16 protein-coding genes and 1 riboswitch are annotated in these 15,889 nt (G+C 45.5%); of the genes, 4 read left to right on the plus strand and 12 right to left on the minus strand.

Translation table 11 applies throughout. From position 1 onward, the window contains the following. Positions 1–95 precede the first annotated feature (95 nt). From gerAA to gerAC, 3 genes are read left to right on the plus strand one after another with little or no spacing between them, the layout of a single operon-like run. Positions 96–1,544 (plus strand): spore germination receptor protein GerAA, encoded by a 1,449-nt coding sequence (gerAA, locus tag M1D65_RS16360; protein WP_021480572.1) that lies wholly within the window; start codon positions 96–98, stop codon positions 1,542–1,544. Continuing rightward, complete coding sequence (gerAB, locus tag M1D65_RS16365; RefSeq protein ID WP_021480573.1) at positions 1,513–2,610, plus strand: spore germination receptor protein GerAB; 1,098 nt, start codon at positions 1,513–1,515, stop codon at positions 2,608–2,610. Before gerAA ends, gerAB begins: the two co-directional genes overlap by 32 nt. Beyond that, entirely contained in the window at positions 2,607–3,728 is a 1,122-nt protein-coding gene (gene gerAC / locus M1D65_RS16370; protein WP_456270633.1) for a spore germination receptor protein GerAC, read from the plus strand. Before gerAB ends, gerAC begins: the two co-directional genes overlap by 4 nt. 7 nt (positions 3,729–3,735) lie before the next feature. Here gerAC and liaR read toward each other — a convergent pair whose 3' ends face one another. From liaR to M1D65_RS16425, 11 genes are all read right to left on the minus strand, one after another. Further along, positions 3,736–4,371, minus strand: coding sequence for a two-component system response regulator LiaR (liaR, locus tag M1D65_RS16375; protein WP_021480575.1), 636 nt, complete (start codon positions 4,369–4,371; stop codon positions 3,736–3,738). Further along, on the minus strand, positions 4,349–5,431 hold the full coding sequence (gene liaS, locus M1D65_RS16380) for a two-component system sensor histidine kinase LiaS (protein ID WP_003244464.1): 1,083 nt from the start codon (positions 5,429–5,431) through the stop codon (positions 4,349–4,351). The genes liaR and liaS overlap by 23 nt, the downstream gene beginning before the upstream one ends. Next, a complete protein-coding gene (liaF, locus tag M1D65_RS16385; RefSeq protein ID WP_003228510.1) occupies positions 5,428–6,153 on the minus strand; it encodes a LiaRS two-component regulatory system accessory protein LiaF in 726 nt (241 codons plus the stop codon). Before liaF ends, liaS begins: the two co-directional genes overlap by 4 nt. A 33-nt stretch (positions 6,154–6,186) precedes the next feature. Next, positions 6,187–7,059 carry a LiaG family protein gene (gene liaG / locus M1D65_RS16390; RefSeq protein ID WP_032726837.1) on the minus strand — a complete coding sequence of 291 codons (873 nt, stop codon included), beginning with the start codon at positions 7,057–7,059 and terminating at the stop codon, positions 6,187–6,189. A gap of 100 nt (positions 7,060–7,159) precedes the next feature. Then, positions 7,160–7,837: a stress responsive protein LiaH gene (liaH, locus tag M1D65_RS16395; protein WP_072173517.1), complete on the minus strand. Its 678-nt coding sequence runs from the start codon at positions 7,835–7,837 to the stop codon at positions 7,160–7,162. Positions 7,838–7,863: 26 nt separating this feature from the next. After that, positions 7,864–8,244, minus strand: a complete 381-nt coding sequence (liaI, locus tag M1D65_RS16400; RefSeq protein ID WP_003243447.1) for a cell envelope stress-induced membrane anchor protein LiaI — start codon at positions 8,242–8,244, stop codon at positions 7,864–7,866. A 161-nt stretch (positions 8,245–8,405) separates the two neighbouring features. Then, entirely contained in the window at positions 8,406–9,674 is a 1,269-nt protein-coding gene (locus M1D65_RS16405; protein WP_038427906.1) for an MFS transporter, read from the minus strand. 180 nt (positions 9,675–9,854) lie between these two features. Continuing rightward, positions 9,855–10,430 (minus strand): cob(I)yrinic acid a,c-diamide adenosyltransferase, encoded by a 576-nt coding sequence (locus M1D65_RS16410; protein ID WP_019712957.1) that lies wholly within the window; start codon positions 10,428–10,430, stop codon positions 9,855–9,857. 22 nt (positions 10,431–10,452) lie between these two features. Beyond that, positions 10,453–11,781 carry an ABC transporter ATP-binding protein gene (locus M1D65_RS16415; RefSeq protein WP_342412765.1) on the minus strand — a complete coding sequence of 443 codons (1,329 nt, stop codon included), beginning with the start codon at positions 11,779–11,781 and terminating at the stop codon, positions 10,453–10,455. Further along, on the minus strand, positions 11,781–12,842 hold the full coding sequence (locus M1D65_RS16420; RefSeq protein ID WP_125121143.1) for a FecCD family ABC transporter permease: 1,062 nt from the start codon (positions 12,840–12,842) through the stop codon (positions 11,781–11,783). The genes M1D65_RS16415 and M1D65_RS16420 overlap by 1 nt, the downstream gene beginning before the upstream one ends. Continuing rightward, on the minus strand, positions 12,805–13,749 hold the full coding sequence (locus tag M1D65_RS16425) for an ABC transporter substrate-binding protein (protein ID WP_003228496.1): 945 nt from the start codon (positions 13,747–13,749) through the stop codon (positions 12,805–12,807). The genes M1D65_RS16420 and M1D65_RS16425 overlap by 38 nt, the downstream gene beginning before the upstream one ends. Before the next feature lie 105 nt (positions 13,750–13,854). Then, a riboswitch (cobalamin riboswitch) is annotated at positions 13,855–13,993 on the minus strand. A gap of 153 nt (positions 13,994–14,146) precedes the next feature. On the opposite strand from M1D65_RS16425, the gene M1D65_RS16430 reads away from it, so the two are divergent. After that, a complete protein-coding gene (locus M1D65_RS16430; RefSeq protein WP_456270634.1) occupies positions 14,147–14,938 on the plus strand; it encodes an SDR family NAD(P)-dependent oxidoreductase in 792 nt (263 codons plus the stop codon). A gap of 35 nt (positions 14,939–14,973) precedes the next feature. On the opposite strand, the gene M1D65_RS16435 is transcribed toward M1D65_RS16430, so the two are convergent. Beyond that, the gene (locus M1D65_RS16435) at positions 14,974–15,852 is read right to left on the minus strand and encodes an SMP-30/gluconolactonase/LRE family protein (protein WP_003228493.1); all 879 of its coding nucleotides are present in this window, start codon (positions 15,850–15,852) and stop codon (positions 14,974–14,976) included. Between the last annotated feature and the right edge of the window lie 37 nt (positions 15,853–15,889).

Genomic DNA, 15,889 nt, shown 5'->3' on the forward strand with positions numbered 1-15,889 from the left:
AAAAACTTATTCCATGAAATACTCTAACACAGTATATCATTTTTTTAACAGGAAAAGATAACCTCTACTAAGGTTTTGGATAAGAGGTGACCTCATTGGAACAAACAGAGTTTAAGGAATATATACACGATAATTTAGCATTGGTGCTGCCAAAATTAAAAGAAAACGATGATCTGGTGAAAAACAAAAAAATGCTTGCGAACGGACTGGTTTTTTACTATCTCTATTTCAGTGAAATGACTGATGAGAATAAGGTGTCAGAAGCCATTAAAACTTTGATTAAAGATGAGGAGACCTTAACGCTTGACCAGGTCAAAAAACGCCTTGACCAGCTTGACGCAAGACCTGTTGAAACCGCAAAAAAAACGATTGAATCGATTCTCAACGGCAATTGTGCTGTGTTTATCAACGGATTGGATAAAGCCTATATTCTGACCACAGGAAAGAAAAAAACAAGAAGCCTGACAGAGCCGACAACTGAAAAAGTGGTTCGCGGCCCAAAAGTAGCGTTTGTAGAGGATCTCGATACAAATCTCGCTCTGATTAGACAAAGAACCTCTCATCCGAAATTGATCACTAAAAAAATCATGATCGGCGAAAACAAGCTGAAGCCTGCAGCCATTATGTACATTGAAGGTAAAGCAAAAAAGTCCGTCATAAAAGAAGTGAAGGCGCGGCTTAAAAATATCCAGCTGGAAGATATCCAGGACAGCGGAACGCTCGAGGAACTCATTGAAGATAATAAATATTCACCATTTCCGCAGATTCAAAATACGGAAAGACCTGACAAAGTATCTTCAGCCCTGTTTAACGGCCGTGTGGCAATTTTGGTCGACAGTTCACCATTTGTGCTGCTGGTGCCGGTTTCTCTCGGCATCCTGATGCAATCCCCGGATGACTACTATGAACGCTGGATTTCAGCATCTCTTATCCGGTCGCTGCGCTTTGCTTCTATCTTCATCACATTGTTTTTGTCATCGATTTATATTGCACTCGTTTCCTTCCATCAGGGGCTGCTGCCGACCGCACTCGCCGTCACGATTTCGGCGAACAGGGAAAACGTGCCGTTCCCTCCGATATTTGAAGCCCTGCTGATGGAAGTCACCATCGAGCTGCTAAGGGAAGCCGGACTGCGACTCCCCAATCCGCTCGGACAGACGATCGGCCTCGTTGGGGGCGTAGTCATCGGACAGGCTGCTGTAGAAGCGAATCTCGTCAGTTCGATTATGGTCATTGTCGTCAGTGTCATTGCCCTGGCATCCTTTACCGTTCCTCAATACGGAATGGGTCTGTCTTTCCGGGTGCTGCGTTTTATTTCGATGTTTTCCGCCGCTATTTTAGGGCTGTACGGCATTATTTTATTTATGCTTGTCGTTTATACGCACTTAACGAGACAAACGAGCTTTGGGTCTCCGTATTTTTCGCCAAACGGATTCTTTAGCCTGAAAAATACGGATGACTCCATTATCCGTCTCCCAATTAAAAACAAACCAAAAGAGGCGAATAATCCAAATGAGCCAAAAACAGACTCCACTGAAACTTAATACCTTTCAAGGTATTTCTATTGTTGCAAATACAATGCTTGGGGCCGGACTTTTAACATTGCCGCGAGCGCTGACCACTAAGGCTAATACGCCTGACGGCTGGATCACGCTGATATTAGAAGGTTTCATTTTTATTTTCTTCATTTATTTAAACACGCTCATTCAGAAAAAACATCAATACCCTTCACTCTTTGAATATTTGAAGGAAGGGCTTGGGAAATGGATCGGCAGCATCATCGGCCTTTTGATCTGCGGCTATTTCCTCGGCGTAGCCAGCTTCGAGACACGGGCAATGGCTGAAATGGTGAAGTTTTTCCTGCTGGAGAGAACCCCAATTCAAGTCATTATTTTAACGTTTATTTGCTGCGGTATTTATTTAATCGTCGGGGGTTTAAGTGATGTGTCGCGGCTGTTTCCCTTTTATTTAACGGTAACCATTATTATTTTGCTGGTTGTGTTTGGGATCAGTTTTAAAATTTTTGATATTAATAATTTGCGTCCTGTTTTAGGCGAAGGCCTTGGACCCATTGCAAACTCCCTTACCGTCGTTTCCATCTCTTTTTTAGGAATGGAAGTGATGCTGTTTCTTCCTGAACATATGAAGAAAAAGAAATACACGTTCAGATATGCGTCTCTAGGATTTCTGATTCCGATTATCTTATATATCCTTACGTATATTATCGTTGTCGGAGCTTTGACCGCTCCCGAGGTAAAAACGCTGATTTGGCCGACTATTTCTCTCTTTCAGTCCTTTGAGCTTAAAGGCATATTTATTGAACGGTTTGAATCGTTTTTACTGGTGGTCTGGATCATCCAGTTTTTCACCACATTTGTCATTTACGGATACTTTGCCGCTAACGGGCTAAAGAAGACATTCGGATTATCGACTAAAACAAGCATGGTGATTATCGGCATAACGGTCTTTTATTTTTCTCTCTGGCCGGATGACGCCAATCAAGTCATGGTGTATAGCGATTATCTTGGCTATATTTTTGTCTCCCTGTTTCTGCTTCCCTTCATTCTCTTTTTCATTGTAGCTCTCAAGAGGAGGATTACAGCAAAATGAAAATCCGGATTTTATGTATGTTTATATGCACCCTATTGCTGTCCGGATGCTGGGACAGTGAGAATATCGAGGAATTAAGCTTAGTGATCGGAGTAGGGCTAGACAAGCCTGACGATGAAAATTTAGAGCTGACACAGCAAATTCTCGTGCCGAAAAAAATCAGTGCCAAGGAGGGCTCTTCATCTGATCCGACACAGCTTTCTATCACAAAGGGTGAAACTGTCCATCAAATGATGAGAACCTCTGCATTAAAGCATAATCCTACGTTTTCACAGCATTTGCGTCTCATTCTGCTTTCCAAAAGCGTGATTGCGGATCAAATTGGAATGGACGCGATCATTAACCAGTTTGTCAGAGACAACGGAACAAGGAGGAGTTCCTATGTCTTTATCACCAACGGCCGAACTAAGGATATATTTAACATGAATGATGAAGGCGAACCCGCATCCAACGTGATATATGATCTGACAGAGAATAATAAGGTGACGATCAGAATGATGGAGCCAGTTACATTGGGGGAGGTCTCAGAACACTTAACCTCTGACGATTCATTCCTCATCCCTCATGTCGGTAAGGAAAACGGCAAGCTCGCGATAAACGGAGCCTCTATCATAAAAAATAAATTATGGCACCGGGATCTCACCCCGATTGAGGTTCAAAATATTAACTTATTTTCAGGCACTGTCGAGGGAGGCGTCATTGACTTGAAGCGCGATGGCCATCTCTTTTCTTATGAAGTATATTCGAGCAATCGGAAGATCAAGACGGCCTATAAGGACGGAAAGTTCAAATTCACCGTCACCCGCACTATTGAAGGTCGTCTATCTGAGGACTGGAATCCCAGTGAAGATTCGTTTAAGGATTCATATATTAAAAGCATTGAAAAGGCAGTCGAAAAACGAATACACAAAACAGTAACGACATTTATTACAGAGAAGCTGCAGAAAGAGATCAAAGCGGATGTGACCGGATTGGGAAACCAAGTCAGAATTCATTATCCTCAAAAGTGGAAAAAGATCGCAAGAAAATGGGATGATGATTATTTCAGCAATGCGGAAATAGACTACCGGGTCAATGTGATTGTCAGAGACTTCGGAACGAAAGGCGCAAACAAATAGGAGCCGCCTATTTGACGAGATGATTTCGATGCGCGTACACCGCCGCCTGCGTCCGGTCACTGACATCCAGCTTTGATAAAATATTGGTAATATGTGTTTTGACTGTTTTAATCGTAATAAACAGTTCCTCGCCTATTTCTTTGTTTGTCTTACCTTCTGCGATCAGGCAGAGTATTTCGAGCTCCCGTTTCGTCAGCGATTCATGCGGGAGCGCGTTTTCACCTGAGTGGCGCAGCCTGGATAATACTTTTCCCGCCACTTTTGACTCCAGCTTCGGCTCTCCCTTGCTTGCGGCGCGGATGGCATCGGCGATTTCTGCCGCTTTTGAGGTTTTCAACAGATAGCTGAGCGCGCCAGCTTCAATAACCGGGTACACTTTGTCATCATCAATGAAGCTAGTGAGCACAATAATTTTCGGGTCGGAAAGCTCCCGGCAAATTTGCTTTGTAGCTTCAATGCCATCCATGCCCTCCATGACAAGGTCCATTAAAATGACATCCGGCGACAGTTCCGCAGCAAGCCGAACACCTTCGCTGCCGTCCGATGCTTCGCCGATGACTTCAATATCGGGCTGCGCCTCCAAAAAAGCCGCGAGCCCCATTCTGACCATTTCATGATCATCAATCAATAATACTCGAATCACGTTCGTTCTCTCCTTTTTCTTCCGGGAAAATCGGGACCTTCACTTCAATTTGGGTGCCTTTTCCTTCTACTGAAATCACTTCGGCGACCCCGCCGATTTCACTTGCACGTTCCTTCATAGAATTCAAGCCGTATGAGGATGCTTTCACCTGGTCCATTTTAAAGCCTTTTCCATTATCAATCACCTTCAGACGGAGCTGGCTGTTCTTTATGCCCAGAATCACGGTTACTTTTGACGCTTTTGAATGTCTAAATACGTTTGAAAGGGCCTCCTGCACGATTCTGAACAAGTGGTCTTCAACACCCTTGGATATCGCTGTGTCCTGTATATCCCACTCAATATCAATCGGCTGCTTTTTTCGGAACTCGTCCAAAAGCTCCGTAAGGCCCTCCTTCAGCCCTTTTCCTTCAAGGGTAACAGGCCGTAAATGGAGCAGCAGCGCCCTCATCTCATTTTGGGCTTCGCCTGCCATATGCTCAACCATCCTGATCCGCTTGACTGTTTTGTCATCAGCATCCTTGACATGTTCCAGCACGGCTGATGTCATCATCGATATGGCAAAGAGCTGCTGGCTGACCGCATCATGAAGATCTCTAGCCAATCGCTGGCGTTCTTCTGAGATAACCGACTTCTTCATTTGAGCCTGCCATTCCGCACGTTCATTGGAAAGTTTCTGCAGGGATGCGACTTGAAGCTCCACGCGCTTCGCCATTTCGTTCAGCTGATCAGCGGCCAGGCCGATTTCATCATCACCGAGCGGCGGTATCCGATAAGCGAAATTGCCGTTTTCAAAGGTTAAAATGGATTCAATTAATGTATCAATCCTTGTCTTCAACCGGTTGCCGTACATATATCCTGAGGCGAAACCGACGGTCACGCTGATTAGAAGCAAAATCAGGATAAACGGAATTCCGAACCAGCTTGATGACAGCAAAACAAGCGGATCGAGCCGATAGTAAAACATCATAAAGGAAATCAGGCAAACAAAAAGGAGCAGGCTGATTCCCGTTGTCATGCGGATGGCGCGCCATTGGAGGCTGGCAAGCATTTTTTTTCTCATACGTACTTCACATCCACATCACCGATAAATAAGGAAACGGACACTTTGACACGGCGCTTTGACTCGCTGAAATCGGTTGACGCGGCATATACCTTCGTGCTTAATCCGCTTTTCTTCGAGCCGATCAGATTGATGTCACCTATAAAAACAGCTGAGCTGACAGCCACTTCAAGGTCCGATGGTACATAAATATCAACGTTACCAATGACTCCGCTAATGACGATTGTACTTTCTCCCTCGGGAATCATCGCTTTAGATAAATCGATTTTGATATCACCGATAAAACCAGAGACATTTAAATCATTCAGGTCAAACGGCTGCTTCATCATTTGCAGCTCACCGATAAAAAAGCTGCGCATGTCGGGATGTTTTACATCTTTTGGCGGATCATGATGTTCTTTTTTATTGAGGTTGACCTGTTTCTCATTCGGTTCGAATATCGGCTTCCCTTTGACAAGCCTGTAGCCGGCGTAAATCAGAAATGCGGCAAACGCATAGCCGAATAAATTAAAGGTGATGCTGAAGAGGTTTTTCAAAAATAGAAACGCGGCAAAGATATACATGACGGAGCCAAGCCAATCACGGGAATATTTTTTAAGGAAATAGCCGGCAATCAGAAAAAAGAGCGGCCAAAACAGCAGATCGCCTATTCCGATAATTTGCAAAAACATACTGATGCCGAATAAAGCAATGATCAATCCGAGAAGCTGTTTTTTTGTCATTCCTGGTGTCCGCCTCCTTTCTTCTGCCTGGTGCTACCGTATCGCTAGATCCCCGCTGTCCGTTTTGATGTCGATTGGATGCTGGCCGCTTCCTTGCGTGCCTGTGATGTGATGCTGTTCTTTATGTGCTTTGTCAGCAAATGAATACGGCGAACTGACGTCACCGCTTGCTGATAAAGCATTGACTGCAAAGCTGCCGTTTTGGGGAAGGCTTACATTAGCATCACCGCTTGTCAGCGTGACAGATACGGGACCGGTTACCTTTTTCAATACAGCATTAAAATCTCCTGAAGTCATTTTCACATCAAGAGAGCCTGATACATGAACCAGATTTGCGTCCCCTGAAGCTAAATCAATGCCGGCTGTTTTGGAGACGGTATTTGAAATGGAAACATCCCCCGATGATGCCTTCACTTTCAGGTCTTGAATGCGGACGTCCGTCACGCTCGTATTTCCGCTCGCAGATACTGCGTTCAGCCCGGAAAGCGCAAGATGGTCATTCCCGGCCACAGACACGTCACCGCTTGAGGTTCGTACTGCCAGATCACCTTTATAATCATACGGAAGCCTGACGATAAGAGTTGAACGGTTAAACCCATTCAAAAATTGAAATTCTTTTTCCTTTACGGTCAGCTCCAGTTTTCTTTTGTTTTCAGTAACAAATAACTTTCCTGAGTCTCCTGAAATGCCTGCCGATATGTCACTTCGTTCTTCCGCTATAATCCGGACATCCTTGCTATCCGACTCAATGACCATACTGTCAATGTCCCGCGGCGATGCGCTGGCTGAATCGGCTTCTGTGCCATTTATGAAACCCAGGCCTGCAGCAAACACATCTTTTACGACGACGGCGAAAAAAACCAGAATACCGGCAGTGATCAACAGTTTGCCAAGCATTTTTTTCATTCGGTTTCATCCTTCTCATTCATTCTATTATAAAGGAAAAGCTTGCGAATTGATACGTGCGGAAGGGAAGGACTTGACCGCAAATCCTTCCCCGTTCCGCTTATTCATTTGCCGCTTGTGTCTGGTCTGATTTTTGCAGTGAAAGTGTCCGCATTTTTTCAATCTCTGCTTCCACATCGTCTGCGAATTCTTTACGTGTAAGTTCTGCGCCGGCTTCCGCTGACTTTGAATAATTCGCGCGGATTTCCATTTCTTCAATACGATTTTCAATACGCAAAAATTCACGATACGCGCTTTCACTGTCAATTTTGTCAAATGTCGTATTCATATGCTCTTTAGCTTTCGCCGCATTTGCCCGCGCAATCAGCGCCTGTTTTTTATCCTTTACGTCCTGAAGCTTTGTTTCAAGTGCAGCCAGCTGCTCTTTCAGATCGGCCAGCTGACTGTTTGCCTGTTCATAGGAAGCTTTATGCTCAGCCGCCTTTCCTTCTAAATACTTCATTTCAGTCAGCGCCTTTTTCGCCAGTTCTTCTTCACCTGCGTCAAATGCGAGCTGTGCCTGATTTTTCCGTTTGCCAGCCACTTCAGCGGCTTCTTCATATTTTTTCTTAAATTGATAGACAATCGTGTGCTGTTTCACAATTGTTTGCTTTGCTTTTGCGATGTCGCTTTCCATATCGCGTACATATTGATTCAGCATCACCTTTGGATTCTCCATTTTATCAAGTCCTTCATGAACTGACGCAACAAACATATCTCTGATTCTTTTTAATACCATACCTAATTCCTCCTAATATATTGATATTATTTTTTCTTCAAAAATTCTTCCCATTCGTCATCAAAGTGAGATTGGTAGGCAGCAGAAGCCGGTTCAGGATCAAAAGATGATACACCGTTATCAGCTGATCCGTTTTTCATCAGCTTCCAGCCGTAATACACCATAGCGGCCGCCAATGCGATTCCGACGACAAACGGAAGTGAGCAGATGAGCATAATGGCCCCGATACCGCCCACGATGATTCCCGTAATGGTTTTTCCCGCGGCAAACCTTTTGATTCCTGCGTATGTCATCAAGCTCCCGATGGCGAGCGGGATGATAAAGCCGAAGCTTCCTCCTCCAAAAAAGACAGAGATCCCAAATACAATTAATAAGAATCCGCCTATTGTTTTCTTGTTGATCTTCATGCAGATCCTCCTTTCGTTTTCCTTGTCTTCATCTTATACAAGTTGGAAGATATGCAAAACGAATCAGAGATTGATTTTTATATAAGACCGGAGTCGTATCTCGCACCGGACCCATTGGCACAAAAAAACGCCATGCACGAGGCATGGCGTTTTAAAACCCTTTACAGATGAACACTTGCTTCCCTTTCTTTAATCAGGTCGGACCTTTCTGCTTTGGCCAGTTTTGTAAACAGCAAGATTCCGATACCCGCAATAATTTCGACAATCCCGCCGGCAGCAATCACTGTTCCTGAGCCGAAAGCATTAGCGGCATACCCGCAAATGACAGCTCCGGCAGGGATCGAAATATTTGAGATCATATGTATAACGGCGTAAACCTGCGGCTGATCCTCACTGTCCACAGACGTCTGGATAATCGTGTACTCAGGAACATTAACAGCACTGACTGCGGCGCCAAAGGTAAAAGCAGCGAAAAAGACGAGCGGCAAAAAGGTATTCATCCCGGTAATAAAGAAAGCAAATCCTTCAATAATGCCGGCAGTGACGAATAACAAGCCGTACCTGTTTACCTTGACTTTCGCCAGCACAAACCCTAATAAAAACGCGCCCGCGGCGGTGGTGGCCTTTAAAAGCGAGTATACGATCGGCTGGCCGTTTAAATCTTCCGCTACGTATACGGCAGAGAGCGCTTCCCATGGGGCAGCCGCGAAATTCATAAAGATACAGTAAATGGCGAGCGGATATAAAATCTGGTGTTTTCTGACGAGCCTAAAGCCGCGTTTCAGTCTTCCGATATATGTGCCTCTCTGTGTAACAACCGCAGACTCTGATTGAGATTCAACCGCAGTGTACTTAATAAAAAGAACGAGAAAACCTGACACCAAATAGAGCACGAGTGCGATAAGCATGGTATAAGAAGGACTGATAAATGTAAGAAAAGCGCCGCATAATGTGACAGCCCCAAGCCGGACAATTTGAGCGGAGGATTGCAGCACAGCGTTTGCTTTTTGAATGCCCTGTTCATTGACGATTTGAGGAATCAAAGCGATAGAGGCGGGATTGTAGGCAGCTCCAGTAGCTGAATGCACAATCATAAGCGTCATGACAAACCACAGCGGAGAGAAGCCCGCAAAATGACATAGAGGGATAATCAAAACAATCGCCGCCCTTGTCAGATCTGAAAAGTACATCCAAAATTTCAGCGTGGTCTGTTTCATAAAAGGCCCCGTCACAGGCGCCAGAACGGCTTCCGGCAAAAACGTGACAGCAATCAATAAAGCAGTGCCGATCGCACCTTTGCCGTCATAAATTAAAAACCATAATATTGAATTAAATGCGAACATATCGCCGGATATCTTGACTATTCTTGAGAAAAACAGATAATTGAAATTTCTCTTCCAGATGCTATCACTTTCAATCAATTTCACCATCCATCAGAGCCCCCCGTTGCCTATTTTTTACATCTATTTATTACAATATCTCATTTTTCCATTTTTCAGTCAATAATTCATAAGGTTCATTTTTTGTCGTAAAATGGGAAATTGACAGAGTGAAAAACAAAAAGCCGGCATGTATTTGAACACGCCGGCTTTCGTTTTCACTTTTTATGATTAACTGCTGTCTCGGTCCCGAAACACAATGGCACTTCTTTCATATTCTACATCGCCAATACCGTTTCTTGCATTCACAACCCGTGCGGCGGCAAAGAAATAATCGGACAGACGATTGAGATAACGCAGCACTGTTTCATGAATCTCCTCCGATTTCATCAGCGCCACCACTCTTCGTTCTGCCCGCCTTGTAATGGTGCGTGCGATATGGAGAAGCGAAGCACACTTTGATCCGCCTGGAAGAATAAATTTCTTCAGTTCCGGCGCTTCTGCTGTATAGGCATCAATGCGCGTTTCTAAAAAGGAAACAGATTCTTCCGTTAGTTTGTAGTCTTTTCTTTCTGTGACGATTGCCAGATCGCCTCCGCAGTCAAACAGCTCATGCTGGATGGTCAGCAGCTCGGCTGTCAGATCTTCAAAGCCGGGCTGCCCGGAAAGCTCTGCCAAAGTAAGCCCGATAAAGCTGTTAAGCTCGTCAATCGTGCCGTAGCTTTCGACGCGTAGGCTGTCCTTGTCCGTTCTGCCCCCGACTAAGCCCGTTTGTCCCTTATCGCCTGTTTTTGTATATAGTTTCATACCCTGAATCTCCTTTACAGACTTATTCAAACAACTCAGCAGCCTCTTTTATACATTCAGCTGTCCCTTTCTTTATCAATTGATTCAGCCGCTGTTCTATGTTTTCGGATTGCTGAGTTTGAGTCGCGGCGATGAGAATATCACCTGTGCCTCCTCCGTCTCCCAGCACTTTCGTCCGTTCTGCTTCGGCAGCCATAAGAGCTTTGATGAAGAATTGATCTGCCGCATAGCCGTTTATCAAAATCCAAATCGAAAAGCCGGTCTGAACGCATATGAAAACGGATAACTCTCTGTCTTCATACGTTCGATACACGAAACGGTCAAGTCTTTCTGAAGAAGCCATCGCACACGTCTCCTGCAGTTGAAAACCGCTTTCTGAAAGACAGGCCGTAAGTCCTTCTATCGGATCTGGCTGATCTGGCAGCCGTTTATGGATCAGCGTCCTGCTCCACGAAAACCCTGCACCGATAGGCGTCGAGGACAATGTTCGAAGCGGGATTTCCGTTTGCAGAAGAATGTTATCACGCCCCGCTTGGAGCAATGCTTCAAATGGGATAGACTGCCGCTTCGCGCTATCTTTTTCAGGCTGAATCACAATCATCGGTTTAGGTGAGCTTTGATGTACCAAGGCGGTGACATCTGTATCGTACACCGCCTTTATGCTTTGTTCTGTGACAGCATATTCCGGTTTTTGCTTAGGACCAGCGGCACCGTTTTTCATAAACATGAGCTCATCACAGTACAGGCTTGCGGTGTTCAGATCATGAAAAACGCTGACAGCTGCCAATCCGCTTTCTCTCGTCAGGCATTTGATCAGATCAAGCAGGTCTTTTTGATAAGCCAGATCGAGAAAATTAGTCGGCTCGTCCAAAAATAAAATACGCGGCTGCTGCGCCAAAGCTTGTGCCAAATACACCCGCTGCTGTTCCCCTCCGCTTAGTTCGCGAATCGGCCTTTGTGCAAAATTGGCCACTCCTGTTTGCTCCATTGCTTCCTGTACAATGGCTTTATCCTTTTCAGTCTGCTGTCTGAACATTCCCGTTTGGAATGGATATCTGCCAAAGGCTACAGTTTCTTCGACGGTAAAGGTGAAGGCTTGATCCGTTTTTTGCGGCAGGACGGCCATGATTTGCGCCAGTTCCTTCGGTTTATAGTCCGCCAGCAGTTTTCCGGCCAGATAAACCCTGCCTTCCTTGGCCGGCAGCGTACCTGTCAACAAGTGCAAAAGCGTGGTTTTTCCGCTTCCATTAGGACCAAGAATTCCGAGAAATTCTCCCTTCTCCACTGTTAAGCTGACATTGTTGATTAGGCGGCTGTCGCCGTATCCTCCCGACAGCCCTTCTGCCTTCATCATAAGCTTCTCCTCCCGCGGTGCTGCCGAATTAAAATAAGAGCGAACACAGGCGCTCCCGCCAAGGACGTAATGATCCCGATCGGCAGTTCAATCGGCTCAATGATGGTTCTGGAAAGCAGGTCGGCTAAAACGAGAAATCCTGCCCCGAGCAAGGCGGACAGCGGCAGTAAATGCCGATGGTCCGTTCCCCACAAAAGCCTTGTGATATGCGGAATCACAAGGCCGACAAAGCCAATCGTACCCGATACTGCCACAGCGCTTCCCGTCAAAAGAGATCCGGCTATTAGAATCATCATCTTCCTCTGCTGAACGCTGACTCCAAGAAGCTTTGCTTTATCTTCTCCATATGTCATCACGTTCAGTTCCCTTCCGTTTATAATCAATAAAATGGTTCCCAAAAGAAAAAACGGGAGAAACAAAATAACATAGCTCCAGCCCCTCATTGAGACGCTGCCAAGCAGCCAATGCACAATCGGAAGCAGGTTGTCTCCTGTCAAGGCGATGATAAGAGAAATAAATGCGCCCAAAAAAGAGTTGGTGATGACACCGGTCAAAATGAGGGTGGAAACAGACATCGAAGCATGAACGAGGCGGCTGAAGAAAAGGACCGCCGCCATCGTGGCAAGTGCCGCGGCTACACTCACAACCGGGAGTGTAAACCCTCCGATGACAGGAAGGTGCAGACCTAAGAACAGAGTCACAACAGCTCCGACTGAAGCACCGGATGACACACCTAGCGTATAGGGATCAGCAAGTGGATTTTTCAACAATCCTTGAAAAGCAGCCCCTGCAATAGAAAGAGCCGCCCCCACAAGGGCGGCCAGCACAACTCTCGGCAGTCTGATATTCATCATAATATTAGTGTACATCGGATCATCAGAACCGATAGAGCCGCCGAAGCCTTGATGCCAAAAGACACGAAAAACAGCGGGAATAGGAATATGCAGGCTGCCGCAAGAAATTCCTAAGATGATGCTCACGGCTAAAAATGAGAAACCAATGATATATGCGGCATAACGATTATTCCTTAAATGTATCCGGGTAAATGCTTTCCGCAAGTTCTTCGACCCCTTCGATCAGACGGGGACCGGAACGTGTCACAAGATCAGGGTCCACATCATATACACGATGATGTTTCACAGCATTGATTTCGCTCCAGCCATCGCGTTTTTCCACAGCTTTCGCTTTCACACCGTCCGTTGTAACAATTGCATCAGGATTGAGTTTTACGATCGCCTCATCTGTCATTTGCACCCATCCTGTCTGATCCGCAGCTGCGTTTTTAGCATGGATGACATTCAGCATTTCATTCATAAACGTATCTTTTCCGGTTGTATAAATGTCAGGATCAGGAGAAACCTCGATAAATACGCTTTTCTCCTCGTCTTTTGAAATGGTTTTCGCTTTTTCTTGAATATCCTTTAGATCTGATTTCATGCTTTTCACGAGCTGATCAGCTTTTTTCTCCGCCCCGCCAGCTTCTCCGATCATTTCGATTGATTTGTACACCTCGGAGAATGATTGTGCATCATTGACAGTCAGCACTGTAATGCCCGCGTCCTTCAGCTGTTTGATGGCATCTGCTGATGCTGACATGGAAGACTCATGGGCCAGAACGAGATCTGGTTTTAGAGAAATGACTTTTTCAACGTTTACATTCATATCTCCGACTTTCTCAACCTTTTTGACTTCCTTTGGATAGGTATCGTTCGTGGTGACACCGACCACTTTGTCACCGAGTCCGAGAGCGTATGTAATTTCTGTGTTGCTCGGCATTAATGAAACAATCTTTTTTGGCTCTTTTTTGATGGTTACATCTTGATTTGACGCATCATCAATGGTGACAGGAAACGCTTCTGTTTTTTGTTTTGCCTTTGAATCCTTCTGATCCGCAGGATTGCCGCAGCCTGCCAGCATAACAACAGCCAACAGGAGCGCAGTCCATATCCCGGCTCGTTTTTTCATAATCTTTTCCTCCTAAACGAACTAAAAAAGCATCTCTACGACGGTAAAGATGCTGTAAACAACACAAAAAAGCCTATTGTTTACACATCATCTGTCCTCGCAGAATTCGTGCTGATCAAACAGGCAGGTATCCTGGCTCTTGGCGCTTGGCCAATTACAGTGGCGGGACCGCACCGGCTTTTACCGGTTTCCCTTTTAAGCCGGCTGTTGTTAACGGACCGGCACCTATTTGACATTCGTATCCTTTTTTCGGAGTAATTATACTATATGACTGACAGGCTTGTATATGTGTCCTGAATGACTTTTCCCCATATTGTGTATGGGAGCAAAATCCTCGTAAACACTAAATTTGATCTTGTATACTTAATACCATCATCAATCAAAAGGAATGATTCTTATGGATTTACAGCTAAAAGACAAACTCGTCTTAATCACCGGCTCGACGTCCGGTATCGGGAAAGCCGCCGCAAAAAGCTTTCTGCAAGAGGGTGCGGCAGTCATTGTCAACGGACGCAAACAGGAGACTGTCGATCGCACCATTGAAGAGCTTTCTGGCTATGGAACAGTGCACGGTGCTGCTGCCGATTTGTCAAAAACAGATGAAGCAGCGGCTTTTATCGAAAAAGTAAATGAAATCGGTGATATCGATATCCTTGTCAACAACCTTGGTTTCTTCGAGGTAAAAGACTTCGCCGATGTGACAGATGAAGAGTGGAATCAATATTTCGAAGTGAACGTGATGAGCGCCGTTCGGACAAGCCGTCACTTCCTTCCAAAAATGCTTGCCAAAAACAGCGGCCGCATTTTAAATATTGCAAGTGAAGCAGGCGTCAAACCGCTGCCAACGATGATTCCATACTCAATGACAAAAACGGCGCTGATCAGCCTTTCAAGAGGAATGGCTGAAATGACAAAAGGCACAAATGTGACGGTTAACTCAGTGCTCCCGGGACCTACTTGGACAGAGGGCGTGGCATCCTATATGGAAGGTGCCGCACAAGCAGCCGGCCAGGATACAGCTACATTTATCAAAGACTATTTCAAGGTCAATGAGCCAACCTCACTTATTCAGCGATACGCGACAGCAGAAGAAGTCGCCAACACAATCGTATTCCTCGCGTCTGACGCCGCATCCGCCATTAACGGCACGGCACAGCGTGTGGAAGGCGGCATTATCCGTTCTCTGTAGTATAAAAAACGCATCCGTGTTTCGGATGCGTTTTTTTATACGTCTCCAGCAAATGGTACCGGCTGATATCCGCCTGTTTCCAGTTGTGCTGAAAACAACCCTCCAGCGTGAGGCTGCTCGTATCTCTCTTTTTCTGTCATTTGTTCTGTTGCCGTTGTAATGTAAAGGGTTTTTAAGTCTCTGCCGCCGAACGCGCAGCACGTGACATATTTAGCCGGCACGCTGATTGAATTGATTTCTTTTTTCTGAAACGGGTCAATGTGAACAACGCGGCTGCCGCCAAACAGCGCCACCCACAGCATGCCATTTTGGTCAATTGTCATGCCGTCCGGTAATCCGTCTGACTGATCAAAACGATAGACAGGTTCTGGATTCGAAACATCTCCGCTTTGAGGATCATAGCTGTAACGCACAATCTCCTGCGTCGGCGTGTCGATGTAATACATCAAATTCCGCTCGCGGTCCCAATCCAAACCGTTTGAGGTGGAGACTTGATCCTTGATTTTGACAAGACTGCCGTCTAGATTCAAACGGTACAGCGACGCCTGTTTTTGCTCGCCTTCCATGCTCGTCGTCCCCGCCCAAAGCCTTCCGTACGGGTCACATTTAGCATCATTAAATCTCAGGCTCTCATGCATGTCCTTCGGCTGTTTAATTTTTTCCAAGCTGTCATCCCGAAGATGATACAGGTAAAACCCGTCCTTCATGGTCATAATCAGTTCATCCTTTGAATATTTCGCAAGCGCCGTCACAAAGGATTTGAATTTGATTGATCGGTTGATTTTTTCTTCAGGGTCAAAGATATGGAGCTCGCTCCCCAGGATATCAACCCAATATAAGCGGCCGTTTTCTTCATCCCATAACGGGCCTTCTCCAATCACTGCCCGAGTGTCTGCTTCCAATACTGCATCCATGTGTTACACCTCTTTAGCTTCAGTCTATATATTGTTA

Source organism: Bacillus sp. JZ39 (genome assembly GCF_053903145.1).